The organism is Nocardiopsis potens DSM 45234, assembly GCF_000341105.1.
Lineage (GTDB): Bacteria > Actinomycetota > Actinomycetes > Streptosporangiales > Streptosporangiaceae > Nocardiopsis_A > Nocardiopsis_A potens.
The window spans coordinates 44453-70749 of the sequence record NZ_ANBB01000039.1; the positions used below are offsets into that span (position 1 = coordinate 44453).

A 26297-nucleotide genomic window follows, 5' to 3' on the forward strand; every position below is an offset into this window, starting at 1 on the left:
GCGGGGGTTCAAGCGGGCAGCGGGGGCGGGAGGGCGTGCCGGCCGGTCGGTCCGGTGCGGCGCCCCGGCGGAGGGGGCGGGCCCACTCGCCTGGGCCCGCCAGGGGGTCTTATCCCTATATGCCTGGTTTGCGGCGGGGATCGGGCGGGAGCGGGGGCGCCCTGCACACCTCCGCAGCACCCCGATTACATCTACCAGCAAGTACTAGCCTCCAAGGGCCCCGCCACCCCCTCGCCGATCACCCAGAGTGGTCAAGACGGGCCCTCCCTGCAGGGCAAAAGCGACATCTCGCTCCCGCGCCGCCCCTGCCCGGGTTCCGGCCCCCTGCTTTGCGGCCTTGCGGGCGGCTCGAACCCCCGATCACCGGCCCGATCGGGGTTGTTCGGGGCCCGGGAGGCCTGTTCCGGGCCAGGATGCGCGCCCGGGAATCACCGGGGTGCTCTCGCGGTGCGCAGGGCACCCCACCCAACCATCACCCTACGCATTCACCCAGGTCAGGGAGGTGCGGCAGTTTCAAGGGCGGCCGGCCCCGACGCCCGGGCAACGCGGGAACGGCGAACCCGCCCCGTGAGGCGCCGCGCCCGGGCGACGCCTGCACCCCGCCCCTACCGCTGCCGTCGCCGCCCGTCTTGACCTCCGCTCCGCGGGGCGCCGCACCCGACCGACCGGCCGGTGCCCCTGCCCACCTTCGCCGCCCGTCTTGACCTCCGCTCCGTGGGGCACCGCACCCGACCGACCAGCCGGTCCCCGCCGCCGCCCTCGCTGCCCGTTTGAACCGCCACCCCGTGAGACGCCGCGCCCGGGCGACCGCCTCCGCTCCGCCCCTACCGCTGCCGTCGCTGCTGGTCTGAACCTTCACCCCGTGAGGCACCGCACCAGACCGACCAGCCGGTCCCCCTCCCCGCCCTCGCCGCCAGCCTGAACCCCCGCCCCGCGAGACGCCGCACCTGACTGGAGCGCCCGACCCCGCCGCCACCCGCGCCGCCGTCGCCACGGCCACCGCCCCCACCACCCCACCTGCAGCACCTCCACGAAAAGGAGAGGACCACGACCGGGAAACCCACCAGGAAAGGGGCCCCGGGCGCGCCCCCTGGGCCGGCGGAGGCCCATCACGTGCACCCGGGGCCCGGTCCGACGGCGCCCCGAGGGCCCGGCGGAGATCCAGCGGGGATCCGGCAGGAATCCGGCGACGGCACGGCGCGCAGGCACGCCGAACGGCGGAGACGAATTCACCGGAATCGGGGGTTGCCGACCGACCGATACTCAGCATACTGTAGCCGGTATACAAAATCCTGTGATGTGGCTAACACGTCGATACCTGCTCTTTCGGACACGGAGAGGTGAGCGGGGAACGTGGATCTTCAGCACTTGGAAGCACCGCCGACCGACACCGAGCGCGCCGCGGTCGACGCACTCCTCGGGCCGGCCGGGTCCGCCTGGGAAGGCGGCGACCGCACCGAGGGCGACCTGCGCCGCGCCGACGGCGGGCACGCCGCGCGCGCACGCCGGGACCTCCTCCTCCCCGCGCTGCACGCGGTCAACGACCGGATCGGCTGGGTCAGCGAGGAGGCCCTGGGCTACATCTGCCGGCGGCTGACCGTGCCGCCCGCCGAGGCGTACGGCGTCGCGACGTTCTACTCGATGCTCTCCCTGCGCGAGCGGCCCCGGCGGCAGGTGCACGTGTGCACCGACATCGCCTGCACCGCCCGCGGTGCGCGGCGGCTGCGCGCCGAGGTCGCCGAGCGCCTGGGCGAGCCCGGCCACGCGCCCCGCTCCGGGCCGCCGGAGGGGGCGGCCCGGCCCGAGGGCGCGGAGGATGCGGAAGGCCCGGCCGCGACCTGGGCGGAGAGCCCCTGCCTCGGGTTGTGCGAACGGGCCCCGGCCGCGCTCGTGCTGGAGGCCGGGGAGCGGCCGCGCTACGCCGTCGCCGCGCCCGCCACCGCCGAAGAGGTGTGCGGAGCACCGGCCCCGCCGGATGCGGCCCCCGGCGTTTCCGACGCCTCCGGCGCCTTCACCGATCCCGCCGCTCGCCCCGCGCCCGCCGGCGCGGACCGCACCGATCGCACCGACCGAACGGGCCCCGCGGACGGCACGAGCGGCACGAACGGTTCGAACGGCGCGCACCGCCTGAACGGCGCCTCGCCCAACGGCGGCCGGCCCGCGCCCCGCACCACCTTCTCCCCCGACCCGCTGCCCGGGCCCGCGCCCGAACCGCCCCCGGAGGCGTCGGTCCCCCAGGCCGGGGACCCCGGTCTGGTGCTGCTCCGGCGGATCGGCACCGCCGACCCCGAGGACCTGGACTCCTACCGCGCCCACGGCGGGTACGCGGCGCTCCGCCGAGCGCTGCTGCTGGGCCCCTCCGGGGTGATCCGGGAGGTCACCGACGCCGGGCTGGCCGGGCGCGGCGGCGCGGCCTTCCCCACCGGCCGCAAGTGGGCGGCCACCGCCCAGCGCCCGGAGACCCCGCGCTACCTGGTGTGCAACGCCGACGAGAGCGAGCCCGGCACCTTCAAGGACCGGGTGATCATGGAGGGCGATCCGTTCTCCCTGGTCGAGGCCATGACCATCGCCGGGTACGCCATCGGCGCGCGGACCGGCTACCTCTACATCCGCGGCGAGTACCCGCGGGCGCTGTCCCGGCTGGAGAACGCGATCGCCCAGGCCCGCGCCCGCGGCCTGCTCGGTTCGGACGTGCTGGGCTCGGGGTTCTCCTTCGACATCGAGATCCGCCGCGGCGCGGGCGCCTACATCTGCGGCGAGGAGACCGCGATCTTCAACTCGATCGAGGGGCTGCGCGGCGAGCCGCGCAGCAAGCCCCCGTTCCCGGTGGAGTACGGCCTGTTCGGTCGCCCCACCGCGGTGAACAACGTCGAGACGCTGGTGAACGTGCTGCCGATCCTGCAGATGGGCGGCCCCGCCTACGCCTCGATCGGGGTGCCCGGTTCCACCGGTCCCAAGCTGTACTGCGTCTCGGGGACGGTGGCCCGCCCCGGCGTCTACGAGCTGCCGTTCGGGGCGACCCTGCGCGAGCTGCTGGAGCTGGCCGGCGGCTCCGCCTCCGGCCGGGCCCCCCGGGCGGTGCTGCTCGGCGGCGCGGCCGGCGGCTTCGTCCGCGGCGACGAGCTCGACTTCCCGCTGACGGTGCAGGGCGCCCGCGATGCCGGGACCACCCTCGGCTCGGGTGTGGTCCTGGTCTTCGACGACACCGTGGACCTGCCCGCCGTGCTGGTGCGCATCGCCGCGTTCTTCCGGGACGAGTCCTGCGGGCAGTGCGTCCCGTGCCGGGTGGGCACGGTCCGCCAGGAGGAGGCGCTGGTCCGCCTCTCCGGCGGCACCGCCACCGGCACCGAGCTGCCGCTGCTGCGCGAGGTCGGCGAGGCCATGCGCGACGCGTCCATCTGCGGGCTCGGCCAGACCGCGTGGAACGCCGTGGAGTCGGCGATCGACCGGCTGGGCGTGTTCGCGGAGACCGCCCCCGCTTCCCCCACCGCTCCCGAGGAGGCCCCGTGAGCACCGCCCGAACCCGCGTCGCCCCGGTCCCGCTGGGCCTGCCCCGGCGCCTGGTCGACATCACCCTGGACGGCGAGCAGGTCCGCGTCCCCGAGGACTCCACCATCCTGGACGCCTGCGGCGCGGTCGGCACCGAGGTGCCCACCCTGTGCTACGGCGACACGCTCACCCCGCGCAACGCCTGCCGGGTGTGCGTGGTGGAGGTGGCGGGCGCCCGCACCCTGGCGCCGGCCTGCTCGCGCAAGGTCGAGGAGGGGATGGAGGTGCGCACCGACTCCCCCCGGGTCCGGCACAGCCGCCGGCTGGTGCTGGAGCTGCTCGGCTCCTCGGTGGACCTGTCCACCACCCCGGGCGTGGCGGAGTGGAACGAGCGGTACGGGGCCGACCCGGACCGGTTCGGGCCGCGCGCCGAGCCCGCGCCGCTGGGCGAGCGGGACGCCCGGCACGCCGGCGAGCACGAGGCGGGCGACGGGTCGGCCGCCGCCACCGTGGAGCAGCCGGCCAAGGACGACAACGACCTCTACGTGCGCGACTACGCCAAGTGCATCATGTGCTACAAGTGCGTGGACGCCTGCGGCGAGCAGTGGCAGAACACCTTCGCGATCGGTGTGGCCGGGCGCGGCTTCGACGCCCGCATCTCCACCGAGCACGACGTGGCCCTGCCCGATTCGGCCTGCGTGTACTGCGGGAACTGCATCGAGGTCTGCCCGACCGGGGCGCTCTCCTTCACCACCGAGTTCGACATGCGCGCCGAGGGCACCTGGGACGAGTCGCGGCAGACGCGGACGACCACGGTGTGCACCTACTGCGGGGTGGGGTGCAACGTGACGCTGCACGTCCAGGAGAACGAGATCGTCAAGGTGACCTCCCCGCACGACAACCCGGTCACCCACGGCAACCTGTGCATCAAGGGCCGGTTCGGCTTCCAGCACGTGCAGCGGGACGGCGAGCGGGCCGACCGCAGGGGGCGGAGCGGCGGGGGACCCGGGAGAATGGGATGAGCCGCACACGGGCGCGCCGGTTCCGTGGCGGGCAGAGCACCGGGGAGGCGGAGGCCTTATGGGACGAGTGACGACCCGCGAGAAGGTGCTGCGGATCAGGGACGGGTCCGCCGGCGACCGCGCGGACACCCTCGTCGTCGAGGAGCCGATGGAGATCCGGTTCGGCGGGACCCCGCTCACCGTCACCATGCGCACCCCCGGCCACGACTTCGACCTGGCGGCGGGGTTCCTGGCCGGCGAGGGGGCGGTGGCGGCCGCGCGCGACATCACCGCGATCCGCTACTGCCTGGGCACCGCCGAGGACGGCTCCAACACCTACAACGTGGTGGACGTGGCGGCCGCGCCGCACGTGCCGCCGCCCGCCGCGTCGCTGGAGCGGAACTTCTACACCACCTCCTCCTGCGGGCTGTGCGGCAAGTCGAGCATCGACGCGGTGCACACCGCGATCCGCTGGGAGGTCGCCGACGACCCGCTGCGACTCACCCCGGAGGAGCTGTCGGCCCTGCCGGACCGGCTGCGCGCGGCCCAGCGGGTGTTCGACCGCACCGGCGGGCTGCACGCCGCCGGCCTGTTCGACGCCGGCGGCGAGCTGCTCTGCCTGCGCGAGGACGTCGGCCGGCACAACGCGGTGGACAAGCTGGTCGGCTGGGCGCTGCGCGAGGACCGGCTGCCGCTGCGCCGCACGGTCCTGATGGTCTCCGGGCGCGCCTCCTTCGAGCTGGTGCAGAAGGCGCTGATGGCCGGGATCCCGGCCCTGGCCGCGGTCTCGGCGCCCTCCTCCCTCGCCGTCGAGCTGGCCCGCGCCCACGGCCTGACCCTGGTCGGGTTCCTCCGCGGCACCTCCATGAACGTCTACGCCGGTCGACACCGGATCACCCTGGAGGCGGCGTCTCCGACGCCGATGGCGGCCCAGCGGTGACCCCGGCCGGGCCGTAGGCGCGGGACCGGCCGGCGCTCACCAAGCCCCCGGCGCCGACCGGTCCCGACACCTCGGTGCGCCCCGGCCCTCCCCGAGGGCCTCTCCGGGCCCGCACGGCCGGGCGCGGAGCCGTCCGGCCCCCGCCCGCTACCCGTCACCCGCAGAACGCCGTGTCGGTGCAGAAGTCCTCGGCGGCGGTGGCGTGGACCTCCGCGACGGTGGCGCGGTCGTGCTCGGGGCCCGCGGAGACCAGCACGTACACCGGGTCGTCACCGAACGCCCTGGCCAGCACGTAGCGGGGGCCGTGCTCGGGGTTGTCGTAGGTGTACTCGAACTCGACGGCGGTCCCGTCGTCGGAGTAGGACAGCTCCGTGTAGCCGGGGTAATCGGGGACGTAGGCGAGGACCTCGTCCGCTTCGGCGGAGGGGTCGGTTCCGGGGTCGGCGTCCCACATCACCTGGAGGCGGTAGCGGGGGTCGTCGGCCACGTAGACGGCGCCCGCGCCCTCCGCGCCGTCGGGGGCGCGGTCCCAGCCGTCCGGCACGCGGAGCGCGAACCCGTCGGCCTCCTCCACCCACTCGTAGCCGCCCGCGGCCTCGTCCTCCCCGGCAGGGGGCGCACCGCCCTCCGCCTGGTCCTCCTGCGGCCGCTCCTCTTCGGGCGGCGCCTCCCGGTCCGGCGGGGCGCCGCCTTCGGCTCCGCCGTCCGGTGGGGACTCCGTCCCCGGGGCGGCTCCGCCGGGGCCGACGCCGATCTCCTCCTCGCCTCGGCCGGTCCCGGCGGCGAGGAGCGCCACCGGGAGGCCGACCAGCAGGACCGCGGCGATCACGACCCCCGCGATGATCCCCGCCCGGCCCGCCCCCTGAGCAGGCCTCCGCCCCGCCCGGGGAGGCGGTCCGGCCGGCCCTCCGGGCCGGACCCAGCGCTGCTGCTCCGGGTCCCACTCCAGGTGCCCGCCGGCCATACCGGTTCCGCCCATCAGCCGCCCTCCCGCCCCTCCGCCGCACCGGGGGCCAGGTCCACGAGCTTCTTCAGGGCGTCCAGCACCTCCGCGGCGCCGGCGGCGCCGCGCAGCACCGTGCTGCCGCCGGTGAACAGCCGGGCCAGCCGCTCCACCGCCTCGCGCCCGGGGCCGCCCTCCGCGGCGATCTCCCGTTCGGCCCGGGCGAGTTCGCCGTCCACCGCGGCGATCTCCACGGTGTGCTCCCGCCCGGCCAGCTCCTTGCGGACGCCCGCCAGCGCCCCGGCCAGCTCTCTACGGGCCGTACCGGTGTGCACCGAGGCGTCCACGGCCTTGCTGCCCGGCCCGACCGCCGCGGCTCCGCCCGCGACGTGGCCGCCGATGACGACCTGCCCGGGCGGGGCGGCGGTCGGGCGCACCGTCGGCGCGGGGAGGTCGGCGGGGGCCGGGCCGCCCTCCCTGCGGGCGCGGTCCTCGGCGCAGGCCTCGGTGCCGGTGGCGATCGCGCCGCCGAGCATCGAACCCGCGATGTAGAGTCCCGCCCCCTGCTCGCCGCCGATGGTCTCCGGCTCTTCGGGGTCGTGATGCGTCATGTCCCGTCTCTCTCTTCGTCCTCTTCGTCCAGGCCCTCGAGGGGTGCCCCGCTAGCCCCGTTCGCTCTCCTCGCCGATGTGCGCCGCGTTCGCGCCCCGCCCCGAGGCGATGGCGCCGCCGGTGACCGAACCACCGACGAAGACCCCGCCGGCGCCGATGTTGACGATGTGCCGCTGCAGTTCGTCGGCCTGGTAGCCGGCGTCCACCAGACTGCGCCGGACCGCCGAGCCGACCCGGCCGTGCAGCGTCTGGGTGTAGCGCTCCACGTCCATCTCCTGGAACAGGGAGAGCCGGCCGCCGGAGGCGATCTCCCGCAGGCTCGCCCGGGGCGGCTCCGCCCGGGCGGGCCCCCTGTCCGCCAGGCGCGCCCGGATCCCGGAGGCGGCCGCCCGGAACAGCGCTGCGCCGGCCATGAACGAGGCCGCCGGAGCCAGCAGCAGCGCGGTGCCGGCCCGGGCCGCGGGGCCGCGGTCCGCCGCGCTCCCGGGAAGGGCGTCCACCGCCCGGAACCGGTCGGTGATCGGCGGCAGCACATGCGGTGCGACCTCCAGCAGCAGCATCCGCCCCTGGCAGTGCGCCCGCACGTACACCGTCGTGACGACCTCCTCCTCCCAGCCGCCGACGCGCAGCCGCAGGAAGTGCCGGCGCTGCTCGCCGCCCTCGCGCACCGCGTCGGCGACGTGGCCTTTCGCCGGTTCCCGGTCCTCCGGGCCGATCGGCAGCCGCGCGCGGCCGCTGCCGTAGGGCAGCGGTCCGGGGAGGAACACCTGTTCGCTCACCTCCAGGTGGGTGAGGCGGTCCCGGCTCTCCTCGTCGACCCGCTCGGTGAGGGCCTCGGCCCGCCGCCGGATGACGTCCACCAGGCGGCGCCCGGTGAGCCGCCGGGCGCCCTCGTCCGAGACCGGCCTGAGCTCCAGGGCCAGGGTCCATGGCCGCCGGGGCGCCCCGGCCCCCTTGAACGGGTCGCCGGGGTCGTACAGCACGGTGGAGGAGTACTGCTCGGTGCCGATCCTGCGCAGCAGCGGCTCGTAGTGGGGAGGGACCTCGGGGCCGGCGCCGGTGAAGGCGGACTGCGTCAAGGCGGTGAGCAGGACGGCGTCCACCCGGGAGCGGTGCCGGTCCACGACGAGGGCGATCAGGCCCGGCCAGGCCCCGTTGACCAGCAGCAGGGCCAGGGCCTTGGGCGCCCCGCCGGCCTCGTCCAGCGGCAGCAGCAGGGTGCCGAGCATCGTCGTCCCGATACCGGCCGACGCGGCCCAGGTGCCGGCCTTGAACACCAGGACCGGCCAGGCCCGGCGGCCCTCCCGGTTCCTCCTGTCGTCCCGGTCGGCCAGGTAGACCCCTGTCGGGCGGCCGCTCACGAACCTCCGCGCCCAGGCGAGCAGGCACAGCGAGGCGAAGCCGAGCATGAACCACAGGGTGAGGCCCAGCACCTGCAGGGCGGCCTGCCCCGCCTCGCCGTCCTCGGCGAACATCCCGAAGAGGCCGCCCGCGGCCAGTGCCGCCACCGGCCAGGTGGACCAGACCAGCACGAGCCATCCGCCCGCCTCGGTCTCCAGCCTGCGGGCGTGCAGGCAGTGCCGGAGCACCGGCACCGCGTCGAAGCCCAGGGAGGGGGCGGCCACCCGCTCCGGGCACTCGACCAGTTCGGCGATGGCCTTGCGCCGGAACCGCCCGTCCAGGTAGGCGCCGGCGCACATCAGCCGGGTGGGCTCGCTGCGCGCCGGGGCGGCGGGCCCGCTCACCGCCGGTCCTCTCCGACCGCCTCGAAGAGGACGGCGCCGGTTCCGCCCCGCGGACGCGCATCCGGGCCGCCGGGGGCGGCGCCGGATCCGTCCTGCGCGCCCGGGGGCCGCTTGGATGGCTGGGGGATGTAGAGGTAGGCGTCGCCGGGCCGCCCGCCGTCCCCGGCGGGGGGAACGGCGGCCGGTGCCCGCTGGAACCGCCGCGGGTTCAGGCCGACGTAGCCGCCGAGCACGGCGTCCTCGTAGGCCCGGGCGGTCAGCCCGGCGGCCAGGAAGGTGATGTCGGGGTCGGTGCCGGCCAGCGCCCTCTTCAGCGCCGGGGCCGCGAGCAGCCGGTGCGTCTCGGCCATGGCGGTGCCGATACCGTCGCCGCGCTCCTCGCCGCCGGTGTCGGGCAGCGGGCCCAGGCCGACGGCGGCGCGCAGCCGCAGCCGCAGCGACCGGTCCTCGAAGGCCAGCCCGGGCTGCATGTCACCGAGGACCTCCTGCACCTCGCCCAGCAGCGGGTGCAGGAGGAGCGGCAGGTACTCGGGGTCGGCCCCCACCGCGTAGCCGTCGCCGGTGCTCCGCGGGAACGAGGCGGTGCGCCACACCTCCTCCAGGCCGCTGTCGGCGAACGCCTGCTCCAGCGCGTCGCGCACCGTGTTGTGCAGGATCCGCCGGTTGTAGGAGGACGCCGGGGAGTACTCTTCGGCGCCCACCGCGAGGACGGCCCGGTAGGGCGGCATGCGCCTGCTCGCGCGCCGGCCGCCGGGCGAAGGCTCCGCCATGGTCGGTTCTCCTGGGGGTCGGGGCCGGGTTCCGGCCGCCGGGTTCCGGGGGGTCCCTACTCTGCCCGGAAAGAGGCCGCCGTTGTGCCCGAATCCGAACACAGCGGAGCGGCGGAGCCCCGGGCGGCGCGCGCCGCCCGTGCGCCACCGGCGCCCCGGCTCAGTCCTCGCCCACCGCCACCCGGTGCAGCCGCCGCACGTCGCGCACGGCGATGTACTGCCGCCCGGTGCTGATCACGCCCATCGACCGCAGCCGGGCGAACTCGGCGGCCACCGAGGTGCGGGAGAGCCCGATGGAGTCCCCGAGCTCCTGCTGGGTCAGCCCGAACCTGAGGACCGTGCCGCGCCCGCCGCCCCCGCCGGGGACGGTGTCGGCGCCGAGCAGCGAGGCGAGCCGGAGCAGCAGCGCGGCCAGGCGCTGGCCGGCGGGCAGCGCCGCCATCTCCGCGCGCAGCGAGTCGCTCTCGCTCTGTCGGAGCACGACGTGCTCCCACAGCGCGCCCTCCAGCGCCATGCTCTTGACCAGCAGTCGGAACTGCGGCCCGCTGAGCACCCGGGTGAGGCAGGGTCCGCCGGAGGCCGCCACCGTCGCGGTCCGCGCCAGCCCGGACAGCGCCGACAGCTCGCCGAGCGCCTCGCCCGGGCCGCGCAGCGCCAGCAGCGCCTCCGTCCCGTCGGCCCGCACCATGGACACCTTCACCGTGCCCTCGGCGAGCATGTAGACCGCGTCGCCGCGCTCGCCCTGGCGCACGATCCGGTCCCCGGGGGCGAAGCGCCGCGTCGCCCCGGCCCGGAGGAACCGTGCCCACTGCTCGTCCGAGACGAGCGCACCGAAACCCTGTCTGCCCATCTCCGCTCCATTCCGGACCCGCTCCCCCGGGGATACAGCGTTATCCCCGGCGGACCCCTCCGGAGCCGTTTCCTCCCGCCTCTGACCGGATCCGGCCACCCGGGGCCGGGGCGTCCCTCCGGCCGGAACCCCTGCCCGCGCGCACCCCGTCGGATGCTTCGGCCGCCCGCCACCGAGCCTTCCGAAGGAGCACCGTTTTGTTCGTCCTCATCATCGCCGGCCTTCTGGGGCTGGTCCTGCTGGTGCACGCCGCCGGACTGGGCGCGGCGATCGAGCGGCGGGAGAAGTCCGAGGTGCTCGGCGTCGCGGAGGCGCTCGCCGGGGGAGGGCCGTCCCGTCCGGGCTCCCCGGTCACGCTGCGCGGCCGGCTCGCCCCCGGCCCGGCGGGCGTCCTGGAGGGGCCCGCGTCCCAGGAGGCCTGCGTCTGGTGGCAGGTGGCGGCCCGCCTCCGCCGCAACGGGGGCGGCATGCCCGACCTCCCCGAGCGGGCCGCATCGGCGGAGCCCTTCCGGCTGGCCGACGAGGCCGGGGAGGCCTCGGTCCTCGTCGCCGCGGGCGCCGACGGGCTGCACGGCGCCGTCACCGTCTGGCGCTACAAGGAGAAGCAGTACGGCTTCTCCGACTACCCGGACATCCCGGTGGCCCGGCGCGTCCGCGCCCGCTGCCCCGCCCTCGCCGAACTGCTGACCGGGCGGCAGGCGCCCGCCATCGACTTCACCGAGCACCGGCTCAGCCCCGGGGACCGGGCCTTCGTCACCGGTTTCCTGGGCGCCGACGCCGAGACCGGCGAGCGGTGCTGCGCGGCGGTACCGCGGACGAGCCCGATGCGCTCCTGGTCACCGTCGGGGACCCCGCCGACCAGTCCCGCCGGCTACGGCGCCGGCGGTTCGCCCTGGCGGCCGCGGGGGCCTCGCTCGCCCTCCTCGGTTTCGGCCTCCTGGCGCTCGGCCTGCTCGGCACGGTGATGGGCGAGTGAGCGGGCCGGGTTCGGCTCAGGCCCCGTAGGCCTCGGCCAGGGCGGTGAGGACGGGGGTGCAGCCGCCGTCGACGTTGAGGTCGGCCAGCGGGGCGCCGCGGGTCTCGCCGCGGTTGAGGATCACCACCGGCCTGCCCGCTCCGGCCGCGTGCTTGACGAAGCGCCTGCCGGACAGCACGGTCAGCGAGGAGCCGGCGACCAGCAGGGCGGAGGACTCCTCGACGAGCGCGTAGGCGCGCAGCACGCGGTCCTTGGGCACGTTCTCGCCGAAGTAGACGATGTCGGGCTTGAGCATGCCGCCGCAGGACTCGCAGTCGGCGACCCGGAACCCCTCGGTGGAGGCGAGCACCGCGTCGGCGTCCGGGGCGACCTCGACGTCGGCGACGCTGTCGGCGAAGTGCGGGTTGAGCTCGGTCAGCCGCTCGGCGAGCCGCTGCCGCGCGATCACGCGGCCGCAGGACAGGCAGACCACCCGGTCGTAGCGGCCGTGCAGGTCGATGACGCGCCTGCTGCCCGCCTCCCCGTGCAGCGTGTCGACGTTCTGGGTGATGACGCCGCGGACCACGCCGGCCGCTTCCAGCCTGGCCAGCGCCTGGTGCCCGCCGTTGGGCCGGGTGCGGTGCACGTGGCCCCATCCGACGTGGTTCCGGGCCCAGTAGTGCCGCCGGAACGCGGGGTCACCGACGAACTGCTGGTAGGTCATGGGCGTCCGGGGCGGTGATCCCGGGCCCCGGTAGTCGGGGATCCCGGAGTCGGTGGACAGGCCCGCGCCGGTGAGCACGGCCACCGGCCCCTCTCCGAGCACGTCGCGGATGCGCGCCGCCGCAGCGGCCGGACTCTCGGCCTCCAGCATGTTCGTCACGCCCACGAGGGTATGCGCCCCGGCCGGGGCCGGCCGCCGGCACCCCGGATGCCCTTTCCGAGGGGAAATGCGGCGATGCCCGGTAGGGCCCCGGAAGTCGTTCGTGAAAACTTTCCCGAAGTTTTCGAATTCTCTCCCGAGAAACCGAACGGTGTATGTGATGAGAACCACTTTTTCACCTCTCTCCCTTCTTTCCCGGACCGCCGGGCCCCGCATACCCGCACGTCCGCGCGGAAGATCCGGAACCGAGTACGAGGTTGGTATCGAATTCAACGAAAAGCGCCCGAGGGCGGCCCGGCGACCGCAGCGCGCACACCACCTGGGAACACTTCACTGAACGTAATCAGCACCCCTGTCAACCCCCACCGAAATTCACTCGTAATCACCCGGATACTTTGCGTGCTAACTTCGTTGGCGTCCTTTGCAATCACAAGTTGGAAGGATTCGGCCATGAACCGCGTCACCATCGCGACCGCCGTCTTCGCCGCTGCCACGAGCATCGGTTTCGCCTTTCCCGCCCTCGCCTCCGCCGAGCAGCACGGCGCCGGCTCCCCCGGCTCCGCCGCGCAGCACTGCATCGGAAAGCAGAGCTGGCCCGAGCTGGTGGGGGTGCCCACCGACATCGCGATCCGCACCATCGAGGAGCAGAACCCCTTCGTCACCGCCCTGGAGGTCCCCGAGGACACCGCGGTGACCACCGACTTCCGCTGCGACCGGGTGCGCATCTTCCACTCCCCCTCCGATGACTCCGAGACGTCCCCCCTGCTGGTGACGCGCATACCGAGCATCGGCTGAAGGACCCCGGTCCCGGGGACCCCCCTCCCCGGGACCGGCCTGACCGGGCCGCCGTGAGTAGCGGGGCCCCTCGGCGAGCGCGGCCCGAGGGGCGCGGCGCCCCGGTCCCCCGCCCGGCGGTGGTGCGACACCGCCGGGCGGGCTTTTTCCCGCCGCCCCCGCCTGAGAGCCGGGATTCCCGAGGCTCACCCCGCCCCGGAAACCGTTTTCCCGCCACCCCCTCTCCGGACCCGCTTTTCCTGAAGGAAGTCCGGAGAATTCCACTGATCCCCTTTTCTCCCCTCTCTGGCATTCCACCGGATACCGCCGCCTCCATCCGACCGTCCCTCCACGCCGATCCCTGGAGAACGGATCGGGCGAACCGGATGCCCTCCCGACTTCCCTCGCATCTCCGGCGGCATCACCCCGAACGCCCATTCCGAATACGGTATCCACCCGGAACGTCGAACCTTTCCGGAGAATGCGCCGCCGGCCGCCGTCGAACGGCGGCCGGCGGCGCGGTGGATCAGCCGGCTCCGGCCGACCCGTTCCATGAGGAGCCGGCGGTGGGCCGGTGGGCGGCGGCCGCGTGACCGTTCCCGGCGGCCGGGCCCGCTCCCACCGGAGGCTCGGCGGACGGCTCGCCGCCGGACGGCTCACCGGCCCCGGCCCCTCCTTCCGCATCCGCCCCGGCGGTCCCCGCGACGGAGGAACCGGACTCGGCGGAGGCGCCCTCCGGCGGCTCTGCCCAGGCGTCGGCGAGCCCGAACCTCTCCCGGACGTGCTCGGCCGCCTCAGGCCGGCCGGCCTGGTCCAGCTCGCGGGCGATCCGGTCGATGAAGGCCTCGGCGCCGTCCTCGTCCATGGCCGCGACGGCCCCGCGCACCGACTCCGCCCAGAGCTCCCCGAGGTCGGCGGGGCCCGTCCCCGCCCGGCCCGGCTCCGGCTCCGCCGGGCTTCCGTCCCCGGGCGGGGCCCCGGCCGGGCCGTCCCCGGCGAAGGGCTCGGAGGCCGCCGCGCCGTCCCCGCCGGCCTGGTCCTCGCCGCCCGCCGCCGCGGCAGGGCGGAGCGCGGCTCCCACCTCCCGGATCAGGTCCCGGTAGACCTCCGGGACCTCCGAGCCGGTCGCCGCCGAGGAGAGCCGGGTCAGCGTGGCGATCCGGTCGACCGCCTCCTCGATGCGGTCCGGATTGCGGGCCAGCCACCAGACCACCGCCCGCCCGGGGTCGGCGAGGACGTCGCCGCCGAGGTACTCCCGTTCCAGGCGCTCCAGTTCGCGCTCCTCCTCCCGGGCGGCCTTGCGCTTGCGGACCTCGCGCAGGTGCCGGAGGCGCTCGGCGTCGGCCGCGGGCAGTTCGAGGCGGACCTCCTCGGCCCAGGCCTCCCACACGCCGGGGTGCCGGCACGGCCCGGCGCCGAGGGCCGCGGCCAGCAGCGGCTGCTCGGCCTCGGCGTCCTCCGGCCCGACCGCGAGGGTGAAGGCGCGGACCCGCTCCATCACCGACGCCACCGCGGCGCCCTCGGCCGCGCCGTCGCCCAGGTCGCGTCCGCGCCAGCAGACCACCGCGGAGAAGAGCAGCGCGTAATCCTCCCGGGCGCTGGGCACCTCCCGGCGGAAGACGTGCTTGCGCCGGTAGTCGGGGGCGGCGTGCTCCCCCGCCTCCTCCACGGGGCCCGGGAGCACCGGACCGGTGTCCCCGTCCGGCTCGTCCTCCCCGGTGGGCGGCCGCTCGCCCCGCCCTCCCGGGCCCCGCAGCGCCGGCGCCAGCAGCAGCCCCAGTCCGCCCGCGACCAGCAGCAGCGCGGCGACGAGCAGCGCCCACCAGCCGATGAAGACCGCGGCCACCGCCACCGCGGCGGCCGCGAGCAGCGCCGCGGCCCACACGAGAACGTTCCCGATCACGCTCGGATCCCTCCGTCCGTACTCCGCCCCGGGCCGGCTCTTCGCCCCCCGGCCCGGGCCTCGTCCAGTCCGTCCCTGAACCCCAGCGCGGCGGTGCGCCGCCGCGCCCGCTCCCGCGGGCCGGCCCCGGCCAGGACCCAGCGCCGCGCAGCGGTATAGAGCACGGCGCCCCGCCCGGCCTCCGTCCCCGCCTCGGCGACCAGCCCCGCCGCCTCCGCCCAGAGGCCGCCCTCCTCGGCGGCCTCCAGCCAGCGCTCGGTGTGGCGCACCGCCTCCGCCCGGTCCGCGGCCATCGCCCCGGCCAGGGCCCGGCGGAAGTCCGCGGCCTCCCGCCGGTCGGCGGGGAACCGGCCGGCCCGGCCGAGCACCCCGGGATCGGTGACCCGGTACAGCAGCTCGTCGTCGGTCCGGCGGTGGGCGCCACCCGGTACCGCGAGCCGGTCGGCGAAGCGGTGCAGGACCGCGCCGCGGAGGCGGGGGTCCCCCTCCGCCAGCCGGACCAGGCCCCGGGCGGCCTCCTCGGCGGCCTGCGACCGCCCCCGGCGGCGCGCCACATGGTGCAGCCGGACCACCGCCTGGTGCGGGTGGGTGCCGACCAGCACCTCCAGGCAGACCGCGGTGACGGCGAGCGCACGCACCTCCGGGGTCTCCGGGGATGTCGCCTGGGCGTAGAGCCAGCGCCGCGTCCCCGAGGCCGCATGCTCGTCCTCCAGGAGCATCCGCAGCGCCCGGACCGCCTGGCCCGTCATCCCGCCCTCCTCCGACGCCCACCGCCCGACCAGGGCGAGCACGGCGTCGCCCCGGCCGACACGCAGGCACTGCTCGACCAGCCGCTCGGCGACGGCGGTGCGCGCCCCGGCGGGAAGCGGCTCCTCGTCCAGGTACTCGGCGATCCACTCCTCGAACTCCTCGTGCAGCCACGGGTAGTCGTCCCAGAAGCGCATGCGCACCGCGGCGGCGTAGCGGAACTCGGTGAAGGCGACCCGGCGGTCGGCGTGCACGCCGACCCCCAGCTCCGCCAGCCGGGCCGCGAACCCCTTGCGCTCCAGCGGCGGTTCCTCGTCCTCCGGGGCGGCGGCCTTGGCCCGCAGCCGCTGGGCCCCGGCGAACACCTGCTCCGCGGAGAGCCCTTCCAGCACCGCCGCGGACAGCAGTACGGCCCGCTCCGCGCTGCTCCTCCGCTCGTCGAGCCGCCTGCCGATCTCCTCGCTCCAGTCCGCGACCGAGACGAAGGCGTCGGTGAACCAGTCCTCGAAACCGCTCCCGGCCGCGGCGGCGCGCTGCGCCTGCCGGACGAGCAGCGCCAGGTCGGCCGCTTCCCCGACGCTCGCGGAACCGGCCCAGGAGCCGAGCCATTCGGCCGGGTCGAACCCCGGAGGCGGTTCCAGGCCGAGCACGCGCAGGTGGGCGGCGAACACCTCCGGCACGTCGGGGCGGCGGATCGACACCGCCTCCTGCCGGTCGGCGTCCGGCAGCGCGCGGGTCTGCCCCGGGTCGAGCACGACCGCCAGCCAGGCCCCGCTCCGCTCGACGGCCGCGCGGTAGCCCGCCAGCTCGGCCGCGAGCCGGGTGAGCAGACCGCCGTCCTCGTCCTCCAGGGAGGCGTCCAGGTAGAGGAGTTCTCCGGGTGCGACCGCCTCCTGGTCGAGCAGGGGTGCGCCGTTCCCGCCCCCGTCGGGCAGGGTGCGGATCGCCCGGGCCCGCCGGGCCGCCCCGCCGGCCAGCTGGAGCCAGCGCATGGCCGCGCCGCGCCGCCCGCTCCCCGGGGTGCCGGTCAGCAGCAGCGTCCCCGGGGGCGCCCCGTCCGGGTCGACCTCGGGGAAGCCTCCCGGTTCCACGAAGCAGCGCCCGTTCCGTTCGACGTCGGCGGCGGTGATGGTGCCGCCGCGGCCGGCCGCATCGCCGTCCGCCGCGGTCTCCGCGAGCATCTGGAGCAGCTCGGCCAGGTCCACCGGCGCGGTGACGTTGACCTGTCTGCCGCCGATGTTGACCGGCCCCTGCGCACCGGCCACCGCGGCGCCGACGCCGCCGCCGATCGACCCGATGCCGCCCGCCGGCGGGGCCGTCACGCCTCCTCCTCCGGATCCTGGTCGGAAGAGCCGTTGACCTGCCTGCCGCCGATGTTGACCGGCCCCTGCGCACCGGCCACCGCGGTGCCGACGTCGCCGCCGATCGACCCGATGCCGCCGTGCTGGACGGAGGTTCGGGTGTCGCCGTTGTACACGTCGCCGTGGACGGTGCGGGCCTGGAAGGTGTTCTTGGAGTCGCCGCCGACGCTGTTCTCGACCTCTGCGGCCGCGCCGCCGGAGGCGCTCCTGCGCCGCGTCCGCGGGGCGCCGGCGGCCGCGTCCGCAGGCGCGGGCGGGCCGCCGGGGCCGTCTCCGGCGAGGACGGCGGACTCCCCCGGGCCCTCCGGGGCCGGGCCGCCCGGGTTGATCGAGGGCTGCGGGACGTAGATGTAGGACTCGGCCCGGTACTCCTTGTCCGGCAGGTCCACCATGACGCCCTGGAACAGCCGCTGCTTGACCGCGACGTAGCCGCCGAGCACGGCGTCCTCGTAGGCCCGGCGGGTCAGCCCGGCGGCCAGGAAGGTGATGTCGGGGTCGGAGTCGGCGAGCGCCTTCTTCAGTGCCGGGGAGTCCAGCACCCGGTGGGTCTCGTTCATCGCGGTGCCGATGCCGTCGCCGCGCTCCTCGCCGCCGGTGTCGGGCAGCGGGCCCAGGCCGATGGCGGCGCGCAGCCGCAGCCGCAGCGACCGGTCCTCCGAGGCCAGCGCGGGCTGCATGTCGTCCAGGACGTCCTGCAGCTCCGGCAGCAGCGGGTGGATGAGCCTGGGCAGGTACTCGGTGGGCACGCCGACCAGGTAGCCGTCGCCGGTGCTCTGCGGGAACGAGGCGGTGCGCCACACCTCCTCCAGGCCGCTGTCGGCGAACGCCTGCTCCAGCGCGTCGCGCACCGTGTTGCTGAGCAGCCGCTGCTGGGCCGAGGTGGTTCGGCTGTACCTCTCCACGTCGACGGCGAGGACGGCGCGGTAGGGCGGCATGTTCGAGCTGGTGCGCCGGGCGCGTCCGCGGTACTCCGCCATGCGGTCTCTCCTCCGGGGTCGGGGGCGGGCGGCGGCCTCCGCGGCCGCCTCCCCCGACTCTGGCCCGGTGCGGCGCGGCGCAGTGTCGATTCCTGGACACAGCGGAGCCGTCCGCCCCGCGCCCGGCCGGCGGTGCTCAGCCGAGGGGCCCGCCCTCGCCCGCGGCGGTCCGGCGCAGCCGGTCCACGTCGAGCACCGCGATGTACCGCCGCCCGGTGCGGATGACGCCGCCGTCCCGGAGCCGGCGGAACTCCGCGGCGACCGAGGCGCGGGAGAGCCCGACCCAGTCGCCGATCTCCCGCTGGGACAGGCCGAGCCGGAGCACCACCCCGCGCTGCCCGCCGGGCGCGGTCCCGACGTCGCTCCCGGTCAGCGCGGCGAGCCGGAGCAGGGCGGCGGCGATCCGCTGCGCCGACGGCAGCGCCGTGATCTCGGTCCGCACCGACTCCCCTTCGGTCTGCCGGAGCACCAGGTGCTCCAGCAGGGCGCCGTCCAGCCCCTGCCGGCGGAGCAGGAGCCGGAACTGGGCGCCGCTGAGCACCCGGGTGAGGCAGGGCCCGCCGGAGGCCGCCACCGTCGCGGTCCGCGCCCTCCCGGTCAGCGCCGACATCTCGCCGAGCGCCTCGCCCGGTCCGCGCAGCGCCAGCAGCGCCTCGATCCCGTCCGGCCGTACCGCGGTCACCTTGACCGTCCCCTCGGCGAGCATGTAGACCGCGTCCTCCCGCTCGCCCTGCCGGATGACCGGCTCGCCGTCGGCGAACCGCCGCGTGCTCCCCGCCTTGAGGAAGAGCGCCCACTGCTCGTCCGAGACCAGCGCCCCGAAACCCTGCCTGCCCACCCGGTTCCTCTCTGCCCGTCCGCCTCTTCCAGACGAGCGGTTCCCCGGCGGGCCGGGCGGAAGCCCGCGGTGCGGCGCATGGCCGCTTCCGGTCGCACCGGGAGGGCTCCGGGCCGCCGCCGGGAGAAGGCCGGCCGGCGGCCGGAGGAGCGCGTTCTTCCCCGTCCCTTCGGAGGAGCGGCCGGGCCTCCTCCACCGCCCGGCCTCGGACCGCCGCGGGGGAGGTCTCGGGTGGGCGCGGCGCGTCCCCCGGCCGACGGGCTCAGAGCAGGCCGCCGTCGGCGCGGATGTTCTGACCGGTGACCCAGGCCGCGTCCGGACCGGCCAGGTAGGCCGCCACCGCGGCGACGTCCTCGGGGCGCCCGAGCCGGCCCAGCGGTGTCATCGCGGCGACGGCCTCCCGGGCCTCGGCGGGGACCGCGCCGCGCAGCAGGTCGGTGTCGGTCGTCCCGGGCGAGACGGTGTTGACCGTGATGCCGCGCGGCCCCAGCGCCCGGGAGGCCACCCGGGAGGGCTGCTCCAGCGCACCCTTGCTCGCGGCGTACAGGGCCTCGTCCGCGCCGGGCCAGCCGGTGCTGACCGAGGAGACGTTGATGATCCGCCCGCCGCGCCCCATCCGCCGCGCCGCGTGCCGCATGGCCAGCAGCGCGGCGCGCGCGTTGACCGCCATGACCCGGTCGAACTCCTCCGCCGAGGCGTCGTCGAACGCCGTCCGGCCGGGGATCGCGGCGTTGTTCACCAGGACGCCCAGCCGCCCGCCCAGGTGCTCGTCGGCCGCGGCGAACAGCCGGTCCGCCCCGTCCGGCTCGCCCAGGTCGGCCCGGACCGCCCAGGCCCTGCCGCCCGCGGCGCGGACCGCGCCTGCGACCTCCTCGGCCCGGTTCCGCTCGGAGACGTATCCGAACACCACCGGGGCCCCGTCCGCGGCGAACCGCTCCACGATCGCCCGGCCGATGCCCCGCGACCCGCCGGTGACCACGGCCGGCACCGCTTCCCGCACGTCCATGCTCCTGTTCCTCTCCGCTCCGTGTTCCTCGGAGCGGCCATGGTGGCGGGGGTTCCGGCCTGTTCCCGGCCGCTTCTCCTCGCGGCCCCGGACCCCGCCGAACGGCCCGGGCGGATGCCTTGTCCACAGCCCTCCGTCCACAGCCCCGTTCTCTCCTCCCACCGGCACCGGCCCCGGTGCCATCCTCCTGATGAGCGGCTCCGGGGACGGGGCCGGGAAGCGAGGCCGAAGTGATCACCACCTTCTTTCCACGGACGGGGCGGCGGAAGCTCCTCGCGGAGGCGCGGCTGCACGCCATCGAGCTCGGGAACTTCGACGTCCCGGACGACCGGGCGCTGGTCGACCTCCTACGGCACCACTACACCGACTACGACCTGGAGCAGTCGCAGGAGCGGCACCGGGCCGCCTGCGAGGCGATCGCCCGCGCCTTCCCGCGGCTCGCCCCGGAGTGCTCGCGCCAGATCGAACGGCGCGCCGAGGCCGAGCGGGAAGAGGCCGCGGCACTCCAGGCGTTCGAAAAGGCCAGAGAGCAGGAGCGCGCCGAGCGCCGCGCCCTCGTCGCGGCGTCCAAGGCCGTCATCGCCCGGCTGTCCGTGGGGCAGGCGGTCCGCTACCGGCGCGGCTGGTGGAGCCACGACGCCGAGATCACCGGCATCGGCCGCACCAGGGTGACCATCGCCTACCGGTTGAAGAGCGGCGAGCAGCGGACCAGCACCGTGCACGCCGCCCTGGTCGCCCCGGTCGACCGCCCGGACCCCGCCCCGCCGGGGCGGGCCTGCGGCTCCCCTCCCCCGCCCCCTCCGGCAGGCCTCCGGGAGGTCCGCCCGCCGGCATCACCGGGGCCTCGGCGGCCGCGCGCACCGGGAGGGGCGGCGGGGCCGGGGGCGGCCCCTGCCCGGGTGTCCGCCCGCTCAGCCGGCCGCCGAGGCGCCGGCGCCGCCGGAGCGCTCAGGGGCCTCCTCCTCCGGCTCTTCTCCGCCTTCTCCCTCCGGGCCGACGTAGGGGTCGGGTTCGAAGTCGGAGGCGGAGCCGAAGACGGACGGGAACCCCGGCCCCAGCCCGTAGGCGTCGCGGATGCGGGAGGCGCTGTCGGTGTAGCCGTTGGACTTGAGGAAGACCGCGAACCGCTGGAGGAAGCCCTCGTACTCCTCCCCGTCCTCCCAGTCGCCGGCGGCGATGGCCGCGGCGTGCAGCCAGGGGTCCTGGTCGGAGCGGGGCGCGTCGGCCGCGGGGGCCGGGGCGGGGCGGGGCTCCTCCGGCTCGCCGTCCTCCGGGATGTAGCCGTAGACCTGGCCCACGTAGGGGTCGGGGTGCGGGAACGGGGGCGCGGGGCGGGGGCCCGGCGCCTCGGCGCGCGCCGCCGGCTCCCGCTCCGCCTCTGCGGCGCCGACCGCCTCGGTGAGCTCCCGGTAGACGTCGGGGAGCCGGCGCCCGGTGGCCGCCGAGGAGAGGCGGGTGAGCGTGCCGATCCGGGCGACCGCCTCCTCGACCCGCTCGGGGTGGCGGGCCAGCCACCAGACCACGGCCCGGCCCGGGTCGGAGAGGACCTCGCCGCCCAGGTACTCCTGCTCCAGCCGCTCCAGTTCGCGCTCCTCCTCCCGGGCGGCCTTGGTCTTGCGCAGTTCGCGGAGGCGGGCGAGGCGCTCCTCGTCGTCGGCGGAGATCTCCAGCCGGACCTCCTCGGCCCAGGCCTCGTCGACGCCGGGGTGCCGGCACGGCTCCGGGCCGAGCGCCGCGGTCAGCCGGAACCCCGCCGCGCCGTGCTCCTCCGGCCGCTCGGCCGCGCAGAGCGCGCGGGCGCGCCCCTCGATCGCGCAGACCGCGGCGCCTTCGGCGGCGCTCTCCGCCGCGGCGGGGCCGCGCCAGCAGACGACCGCGGAGAAGAGGAAGGGGTAGTCCCTGCGGGCGCTGGGCAGCTCCAGCCGGAACACGTGCTTGCGCCGGTGGGGGGCTTCGGTCTCCTCCGGGGTGTCGGCGGCGGCCGCGCCGGGGTTCCCGCCCCGCGCCCGCGACCCCGCGGCCAGCAGGACCGCGAGGGCGACCGCGGCGAGCAGCGCGGCCGCGCCGGCGGCCGCGAGCGGCGCGGTGTCCGGCCCGGGCAGCAGCCTGCCCAGGTCCCAGGCGCGGTAGGCCCACCATCCGAGGAGGGCGAGGGCGGCTGCGGCCGCGCCCGCCGAGAGCACCGCCAGCAGGGCGCGGCTCGTCCTGGTCATCACCTGTTCGGGCACGCTCCCGCGCGGGAGGCGCCCCCTCCTTCCTGCGGACGGTGCGGCCGGTGCGGTCTCTCCGGTGCACGCGGCTCGGACCGGCGGCGCACCGCGCCGGATCGCCCCGGGCCCCGTCCCGCGCCGGATATCGGGGGCGGTGCGGGCGGCCCCGGCCGCGAGCGGCGCGTGCGGACCTGATCGCGGCACGACCCGTCGCGTTCCCGGCGCCGGACCTGCGGAAGGCCCGCCGGTGCGCGGATCCCCGCGCCCGCCGATGATCATGCCTGTGCGGGAGGCTACTCCTTCCGCTCGGGCCGGAAGGCCGCTTCCGGTCTCAGAACGCGAACGAAACCGGCCCCGTGGCCGGATCCGGCCATCCGCGGGCCTTGCGGGGCCTCCCGGGCGGCGGGCCCGGCTCGGAGGTCCGCTTCGGCTCCCGGCCACGCAGACCGCCGGAGCCGCCGCCCGCCCTGCCCGACGGGCGGCAGGGCGGCAGGGCGGCAGGGCGGCGGAGCACCATCGGCTCCGCACCGTCCCAGGCGGGCGGCGGACCCGGATCCCGACCCGGAGAGGCGCCCCGCCCTACGCGGGCACCGCCCCGGGCGGCCCCTGCCGTCCGGCGGCCCGCCTTGTTAGGGTGAATTCTAACAAGTGTTTGGTTGGAGGAATGGTCATGGCTGTCTCCACCACACGGCACCCGGACGGGGTCGCCGAGGTCGTCGTGGACGCGCCGCCGGTGAACGCGCTCACCGTGCAGGGCTGGCACGACCTGGCCGACGAACTGCTGGCCGCCGGGCGCGACCCCGGCACCCGCGCCGTGCTGCTCCGCGCCGAGGGGCGCGGGTTCAACGCCGGCGTCGACATCAAGGAGATGCAGCGCGACCCCGGCCACGCCGCGCTCCTCGGCGCCAACCGCGGCTGCGCCGCCGCGTTCTCCGCGGTCTACGACTGCCCGGTCCCGGTGGTCGCCGCGGTGCACGGGTTCTGCCTCGGCGGGGGCGTCGGGCTGGCCGGCAACGCCGACGTGGTGGTCGCCTCCGACGACGCCCGCTTCGGCCTGCCCGAGGCGGACCGGGGCGCCCTGGGCGCCGCCACCCACCTGGCCCGGCTGGTTCCGCACCAGCTGATGCGGGCCATGGTCTACACCTGCCGCACCGCCACCGCCGCCGAGCTGCACGCGTTCGGCTCGGTGCTGTCCGTGGTCCCCCGCGAGGAGCTGCGCGGCGAGGCGCTCGGCACGGCGCGGGCGATCGCGGCCAAGGACCCCCGCGTCATCCGGTGCGCCAAGGAGTCCCTCAACGGCATCGACCCGGTGGACGTCCACCGGTCCTACCGGTTCGAGCAGGGGTTCACCTTCGAGCTCACCCTGGCCGGGGCGGGCGACGAGCACCGGGCGGCGTTCGCCCGCGGAACGGAGCGGTGATGGGCAAGGTGACGACGCCGGACGCGATCGCCGCGTCGCTGAGCGACGGGATGGTGCTCGGCATCGGCGGCTGGGGGTCGCGGCGCAAGCCGATGGAGCTGGTGCGCGCGGTCTGCCGGTCCCCGGTGCGCGACCTCACCGTGGTCTCCTGCGGCGGCCCGGACGTGGGCATGCTCTGCGCGCACGGCAAGGTCCGCCGGGTGGTGGCCCCCTTCGTCACGCTCGACTCGATCCCGCTGGAGCCGTACTTCCGCGCCGCCCGGGAGAGCGGCGCGGTCGCGCTCACCGAGCACGACGAGGGCATGTTCATGTTCGGGCTGCTGGCCGCCGCGCACCGGCTGCCGTTCCTGCCCACCCCGGCCGGGCTCGGCTCCGACGTGCTGCGGGCCGACCCCGGGCTGCGCACCGTCCGCTCCCCCTACCCCGCCGAGGACGGGGGCGGCCCGCTGGTCGCGGTGCCCCCGCTGCGGCTGGACGCGGCGCTGGTGCACGTGAACCGGGCCGACGCCCGCGGCAACGGGCAGTACCTGGGCCCCGACCCCTACCTGGACGAGCTGTTCGCCAAGGCCGCCGACCGCTGCTACCTCTCCTGCGAGCGGCTCGTCGACTCCTTCACCGGCCCCCCGCAGACGCTGCTGGTCAGCAGGGCGGTGGTGGCCGGGGTGGCGGAGACCCCCGGCGGCGCGCTCTTCACCTCCTGCGAACCGGACTACGGGCGCGACGAGGAGGCGCAGCGGCGCTACGCGGCCTCCGCGGCCGACCCGGCGCTGCGCGCGGAGTTCTTCGGGCCCGGCCCGGAATCCGGCCGGACGGAGGCGGCGTGATGGCGGCGACCAGGGCCGAGGTCTGCGTGGTCGCGTGCGCCGAGGCGTGGCGGGGCGACGGCGAGGTGCTGGCCGCGGCGATGGGCACCTGCTCGGTGCTGGGCGCCCGGCTGGCCCGGATGACGTTCGAGCCGGACCTGCTCACCACCGACGGCGGGGCGCTGCTCACCCGGGAGGCGCTCCCGCTGGGCCGGGCCGCCGCCCCGGAGGAGACCGAGGGGTGGCTGCCCTTCCGCGACCACCTGTGGCTGGTGCTGCACGGGCGCCGGCACGTGATGATGGGCGCCTCCCAGCTGGACCGGTACGGCCGGAGCAACATCTCCGCCATCGGCCCGTGGGAGCGCCCCGACCGGCAGCTGCTCGGGGTGCGCGGCGCACCGGGCAACACCCGCTGCGGCCCGACCAGCTACTGGATCCCGCGCCACTCCCGCCGGGTGTTCGTGCCGGAGGTGGACATGGTCAGCGGGGTGTCCGCCGCCGACGCGCACGGCCTGCGCCGCGTCGTCACCGACCTGGCGGTGCTGGACTTCGGCGGCCCCGGCCGGACCGCGCGGCTGGTCTCGGTGCACCCGGGGACGACGGTGCGGGAGGTCCTCGACCGCACCGGGTTCGAACTCGCCGGAGCCGGCGGCGAGGTGCCGGTCACCCGCGAGCCGACCGGGGAGGAGCTGCGGCTGCTGCGCGAGGTGCTCGACCCCGGCGGGCTGCGCGACCGGGAGGTGCCGGGGTGAGCGCCGGGCCGCTGCGCACCGCCCTCACCGACCTGGTGGGCTGCCGCCACCCGGTGGTGCAGACCGGCATGGGCTGGGTGGCCGGGCCGCGCCTGGTGTCGGCGACCGCGAACGCGGGCGGGCTGGGCGTGCTGGCGTCGGCGACGATGCCCCTCGACCGGCTCGCCGCGGCGATCCGCGAGGTCCGCGAGCGCACCGACCGGCCGTTCGGGGTGAACCTGCGCGCCGACGCCGGCGACGCAGAGGAGCGCGTCGAGCTGCTGATCGCCGAGCGGGTCCGGGTCGCGTCGTTCGCGCTGGCTCCCCGCCCGGAGCTGATCGCCCGGCTGAAGGAGGCCGGGGTGGTGGTGGTCCCCTCGGTCGGCGCGCGACGGCACGCGGAGAAGGTCGCGGCATGGGGCGCCGACGCGGTGCTGGTGCAGGGCGGCGAGGGCGGCGGGCACACCGGGCCGCTCGCCACCACCCTGCTGCTGCCGCAGGTGGTGGACGCGGTGGACGTGCCGGTGATCGCGGCCGGCGGGTTCTTCGACGGGCGCGGGCTGGCGGCGGCGCTGGCTTACGGGGCCGCCGGGGTGGCGATGGGCACCCGGTTCCTGCTCACCTCGGACAGTCCGGTGCCCGACGCGGTCAAGCGCGCCTACCTGGAGGCGGCGGAGACGGTGGTGACCAGGCAGGTGGACGGCGTGCCGCACCGGGTGCTGCGCACCCCGGCCGTGGACGCGCTGGAGCGCTCCGGGCCGGTGTCCCGGCTGGCCGTGGCGGTGCGCAGCGCGGCGGCACTGCGCCGGGACACCGGCCTGTCCTGGGGTTCGCTGCTCCGCGACGGCGCCGCGATGCGCCGGGCCCGGGGGCTGTCCTGGTCCCAGGTGCTGATGGCGGCCAACACCCCGATGCTGTTGAAGGCCGCGATGGTGGACGGCCGTGCCGACCTGGGCGTGATGGCAGCCGGCCAGGCCGTCGCGGCCGTGGACGACCTGCCCGGCTGCACGGAGCTGATCGAGCGGATCGTCGCCGACGCCGCACGGTCCCTGGACCGCCTGGAGACCCTGCGCCACCCCGCGCCCTGACCGGCTCCCCCCGCCCCGCCCGCCCCGACGGGCGGACCGCCAGGGGCGGGAGTCCAGGCCTCCCCTGAGCGCAGCACCCCACATGGCGGGGGTTAAAGCCGGCGGCGAAGGCGGGGAGGGCGTGCCACCGGTCGGCCGGGTGGCCACGGCGCCCCACGGAGCCAGGGTTCAATCAGCAGCGACGGCAGAGACAGGGACGGGGCGAAGGCGGCCACCCGAGCGCGGCGCCTCACAAGGTGAAGGTTCAAGCA

General features: G+C 76.5%; 21 protein-coding genes. 9 read left to right on the forward strand and 12 right to left on the reverse strand.

Translation table 11 applies throughout. From position 1 onward, the window contains the following. Nucleotides 1-1353 precede the first annotated feature (1353 nt). Genes D459_RS0115625 through fdhD form a run of 3 tightly spaced genes read left to right on the forward strand, consistent with a single transcriptional unit; the run spans nucleotide 1354 to nucleotide 5430 of the window. Nucleotides 1354-3510 (forward strand): NAD(P)H-dependent oxidoreductase subunit E, encoded by a 2157-nt coding sequence (locus tag D459_RS0115625; RefSeq protein WP_026120431.1) that lies wholly within the window; start codon nucleotides 1354-1356, stop codon nucleotides 3508-3510. Then, on the forward strand, nucleotides 3507-4511 hold the full coding sequence (locus D459_RS0115630) for a 2Fe-2S iron-sulfur cluster-binding protein (protein WP_017593953.1): 1005 nt from the start codon (nucleotides 3507-3509) through the stop codon (nucleotides 4509-4511). The genes D459_RS0115625 and D459_RS0115630 overlap by 4 nt, the downstream gene beginning before the upstream one ends. A 58-nt stretch (nucleotides 4512-4569) precedes the next feature. Further along, nucleotides 4570-5430: a formate dehydrogenase accessory sulfurtransferase FdhD gene (fdhD, locus tag D459_RS0115635; RefSeq protein WP_026120432.1), complete on the forward strand. Its 861-nt coding sequence runs from the start codon at nucleotides 4570-4572 to the stop codon at nucleotides 5428-5430. 154 nt (nucleotides 5431-5584) lie between these two features. On the opposite strand, the gene D459_RS0115640 is transcribed toward fdhD, so the two are convergent. The 5 genes from D459_RS0115640 to D459_RS0115660 all read right to left on the reverse strand — a co-directional run bounded on the left by D459_RS0115640 (nucleotide 5585) and on the right by D459_RS0115660 (nucleotide 10350). After that, nucleotides 5585-6409 carry a hypothetical protein gene (locus D459_RS0115640; protein ID WP_017593955.1) on the reverse strand — a complete coding sequence of 275 codons (825 nt, stop codon included), beginning with the start codon at nucleotides 6407-6409 and terminating at the stop codon, nucleotides 5585-5587. Beyond that, a complete protein-coding gene (locus D459_RS33685; protein WP_017593956.1) occupies nucleotides 6409-6984 on the reverse strand; it encodes a hypothetical protein in 576 nt (191 codons plus the stop codon). The genes D459_RS0115640 and D459_RS33685 overlap by 1 nt, the downstream gene beginning before the upstream one ends. A 51-nt stretch (nucleotides 6985-7035) precedes the next feature. Next, complete coding sequence (locus D459_RS0115650) at nucleotides 7036-8730, reverse strand: hypothetical protein (protein WP_017593957.1); 1695 nt, start codon at nucleotides 8728-8730, stop codon at nucleotides 7036-7038. Beyond that, nucleotides 8727-9500, reverse strand: coding sequence for a hypothetical protein (locus D459_RS0115655; protein ID WP_017593958.1), 774 nt, complete (start codon nucleotides 9498-9500; stop codon nucleotides 8727-8729). The genes D459_RS0115650 and D459_RS0115655 overlap by 4 nt, the downstream gene beginning before the upstream one ends. 160 nt (nucleotides 9501-9660) lie before the next feature. Beyond that, entirely contained in the window at nucleotides 9661-10350 is a 690-nt protein-coding gene (locus D459_RS0115660; RefSeq protein WP_017593959.1) for a Crp/Fnr family transcriptional regulator, read from the reverse strand. A gap of 197 nt (nucleotides 10351-10547) precedes the next feature. Between D459_RS0115660 and D459_RS0115665 the strand changes: the two genes are divergently transcribed. Further along, a complete protein-coding gene (locus D459_RS0115665) occupies nucleotides 10548-11315 on the forward strand; it encodes a hypothetical protein (protein WP_017593960.1) in 768 nt (255 codons plus the stop codon). A 27-nt stretch (nucleotides 11316-11342) separates the two neighbouring features. Here the strand turns inward: D459_RS0115665 and D459_RS0115670 are convergent, their stop codons facing one another. Continuing rightward, nucleotides 11343-12179: an NAD-dependent protein deacetylase gene (locus D459_RS0115670; RefSeq protein ID WP_017593961.1), complete on the reverse strand. Its 837-nt coding sequence runs from the start codon at nucleotides 12177-12179 to the stop codon at nucleotides 11343-11345. A 459-nt stretch (nucleotides 12180-12638) separates the two neighbouring features. Between D459_RS0115670 and D459_RS0115675 the strand changes: the two genes are divergently transcribed. Further along, nucleotides 12639-12983 carry a serine protease inhibitor gene (locus tag D459_RS0115675; protein ID WP_017593962.1) on the forward strand — a complete coding sequence of 115 codons (345 nt, stop codon included), beginning with the start codon at nucleotides 12639-12641 and terminating at the stop codon, nucleotides 12981-12983. Between the two features lie 505 nt (nucleotides 12984-13488). On the opposite strand, the gene D459_RS33690 is transcribed toward D459_RS0115675, so the two are convergent. From D459_RS33690 to D459_RS33695, 6 genes are all read right to left on the reverse strand, one after another. After that, a complete protein-coding gene (locus tag D459_RS33690) occupies nucleotides 13489-14865 on the reverse strand; it encodes a hypothetical protein (protein ID WP_026120434.1) in 1377 nt (458 codons plus the stop codon). Then, nucleotides 14862-16934, reverse strand: a complete 2073-nt coding sequence (locus tag D459_RS35870; protein WP_017593963.1) for a hypothetical protein — start codon at nucleotides 16932-16934, stop codon at nucleotides 14862-14864. The genes D459_RS33690 and D459_RS35870 overlap by 4 nt, the downstream gene beginning before the upstream one ends. Then, nucleotides 16931-17950 (reverse strand): hypothetical protein, encoded by a 1020-nt coding sequence (locus D459_RS36370; RefSeq protein WP_017593964.1) that lies wholly within the window; start codon nucleotides 17948-17950, stop codon nucleotides 16931-16933. The genes D459_RS35870 and D459_RS36370 overlap by 4 nt, the downstream gene beginning before the upstream one ends. 136 nt (nucleotides 17951-18086) lie before the next feature. Further along, a complete protein-coding gene (locus tag D459_RS0115695) occupies nucleotides 18087-18788 on the reverse strand; it encodes a Crp/Fnr family transcriptional regulator (protein ID WP_017593965.1) in 702 nt (233 codons plus the stop codon). A gap of 262 nt (nucleotides 18789-19050) precedes the next feature. Continuing rightward, the gene (locus D459_RS0115700; protein ID WP_017593966.1) at nucleotides 19051-19794 is read right to left on the reverse strand and encodes an SDR family oxidoreductase; all 744 of its coding nucleotides are present in this window, start codon (nucleotides 19792-19794) and stop codon (nucleotides 19051-19053) included. 911 nt (nucleotides 19795-20705) lie between these two features. Further along, a complete protein-coding gene (locus D459_RS33695; RefSeq protein ID WP_152522991.1) occupies nucleotides 20706-22007 on the reverse strand; it encodes a hypothetical protein in 1302 nt (433 codons plus the stop codon). Nucleotides 22008-22674: 667 nt separating this feature from the next. Between D459_RS33695 and D459_RS0115710 the strand changes: the two genes are divergently transcribed. Genes D459_RS0115710 through D459_RS0115725 form a run of 4 tightly spaced genes read left to right on the forward strand, consistent with a single transcriptional unit; the run spans nucleotide 22675 to nucleotide 26046 of the window. After that, nucleotides 22675-23424, forward strand: coding sequence for an enoyl-CoA hydratase family protein (locus D459_RS0115710; protein WP_017593967.1), 750 nt, complete (start codon nucleotides 22675-22677; stop codon nucleotides 23422-23424). Continuing rightward, nucleotides 23424-24248, forward strand: a complete 825-nt coding sequence (locus tag D459_RS0115715) for a CoA transferase subunit A (RefSeq protein ID WP_017593968.1) — start codon at nucleotides 23424-23426, stop codon at nucleotides 24246-24248. Before D459_RS0115710 ends, D459_RS0115715 begins: the two co-directional genes overlap by 1 nt. Continuing rightward, the gene (locus D459_RS0115720) at nucleotides 24248-24979 is read left to right on the forward strand and encodes a CoA-transferase subunit beta (RefSeq protein WP_017593969.1); all 732 of its coding nucleotides are present in this window, start codon (nucleotides 24248-24250) and stop codon (nucleotides 24977-24979) included. The genes D459_RS0115715 and D459_RS0115720 overlap by 1 nt, the downstream gene beginning before the upstream one ends. Then, nucleotides 24976-26046: an NAD(P)H-dependent flavin oxidoreductase gene (locus D459_RS0115725; RefSeq protein ID WP_017593970.1), complete on the forward strand. Its 1071-nt coding sequence runs from the start codon at nucleotides 24976-24978 to the stop codon at nucleotides 26044-26046. The genes D459_RS0115720 and D459_RS0115725 overlap by 4 nt, the downstream gene beginning before the upstream one ends. Nucleotides 26047-26297 lie beyond the last annotated feature (251 nt).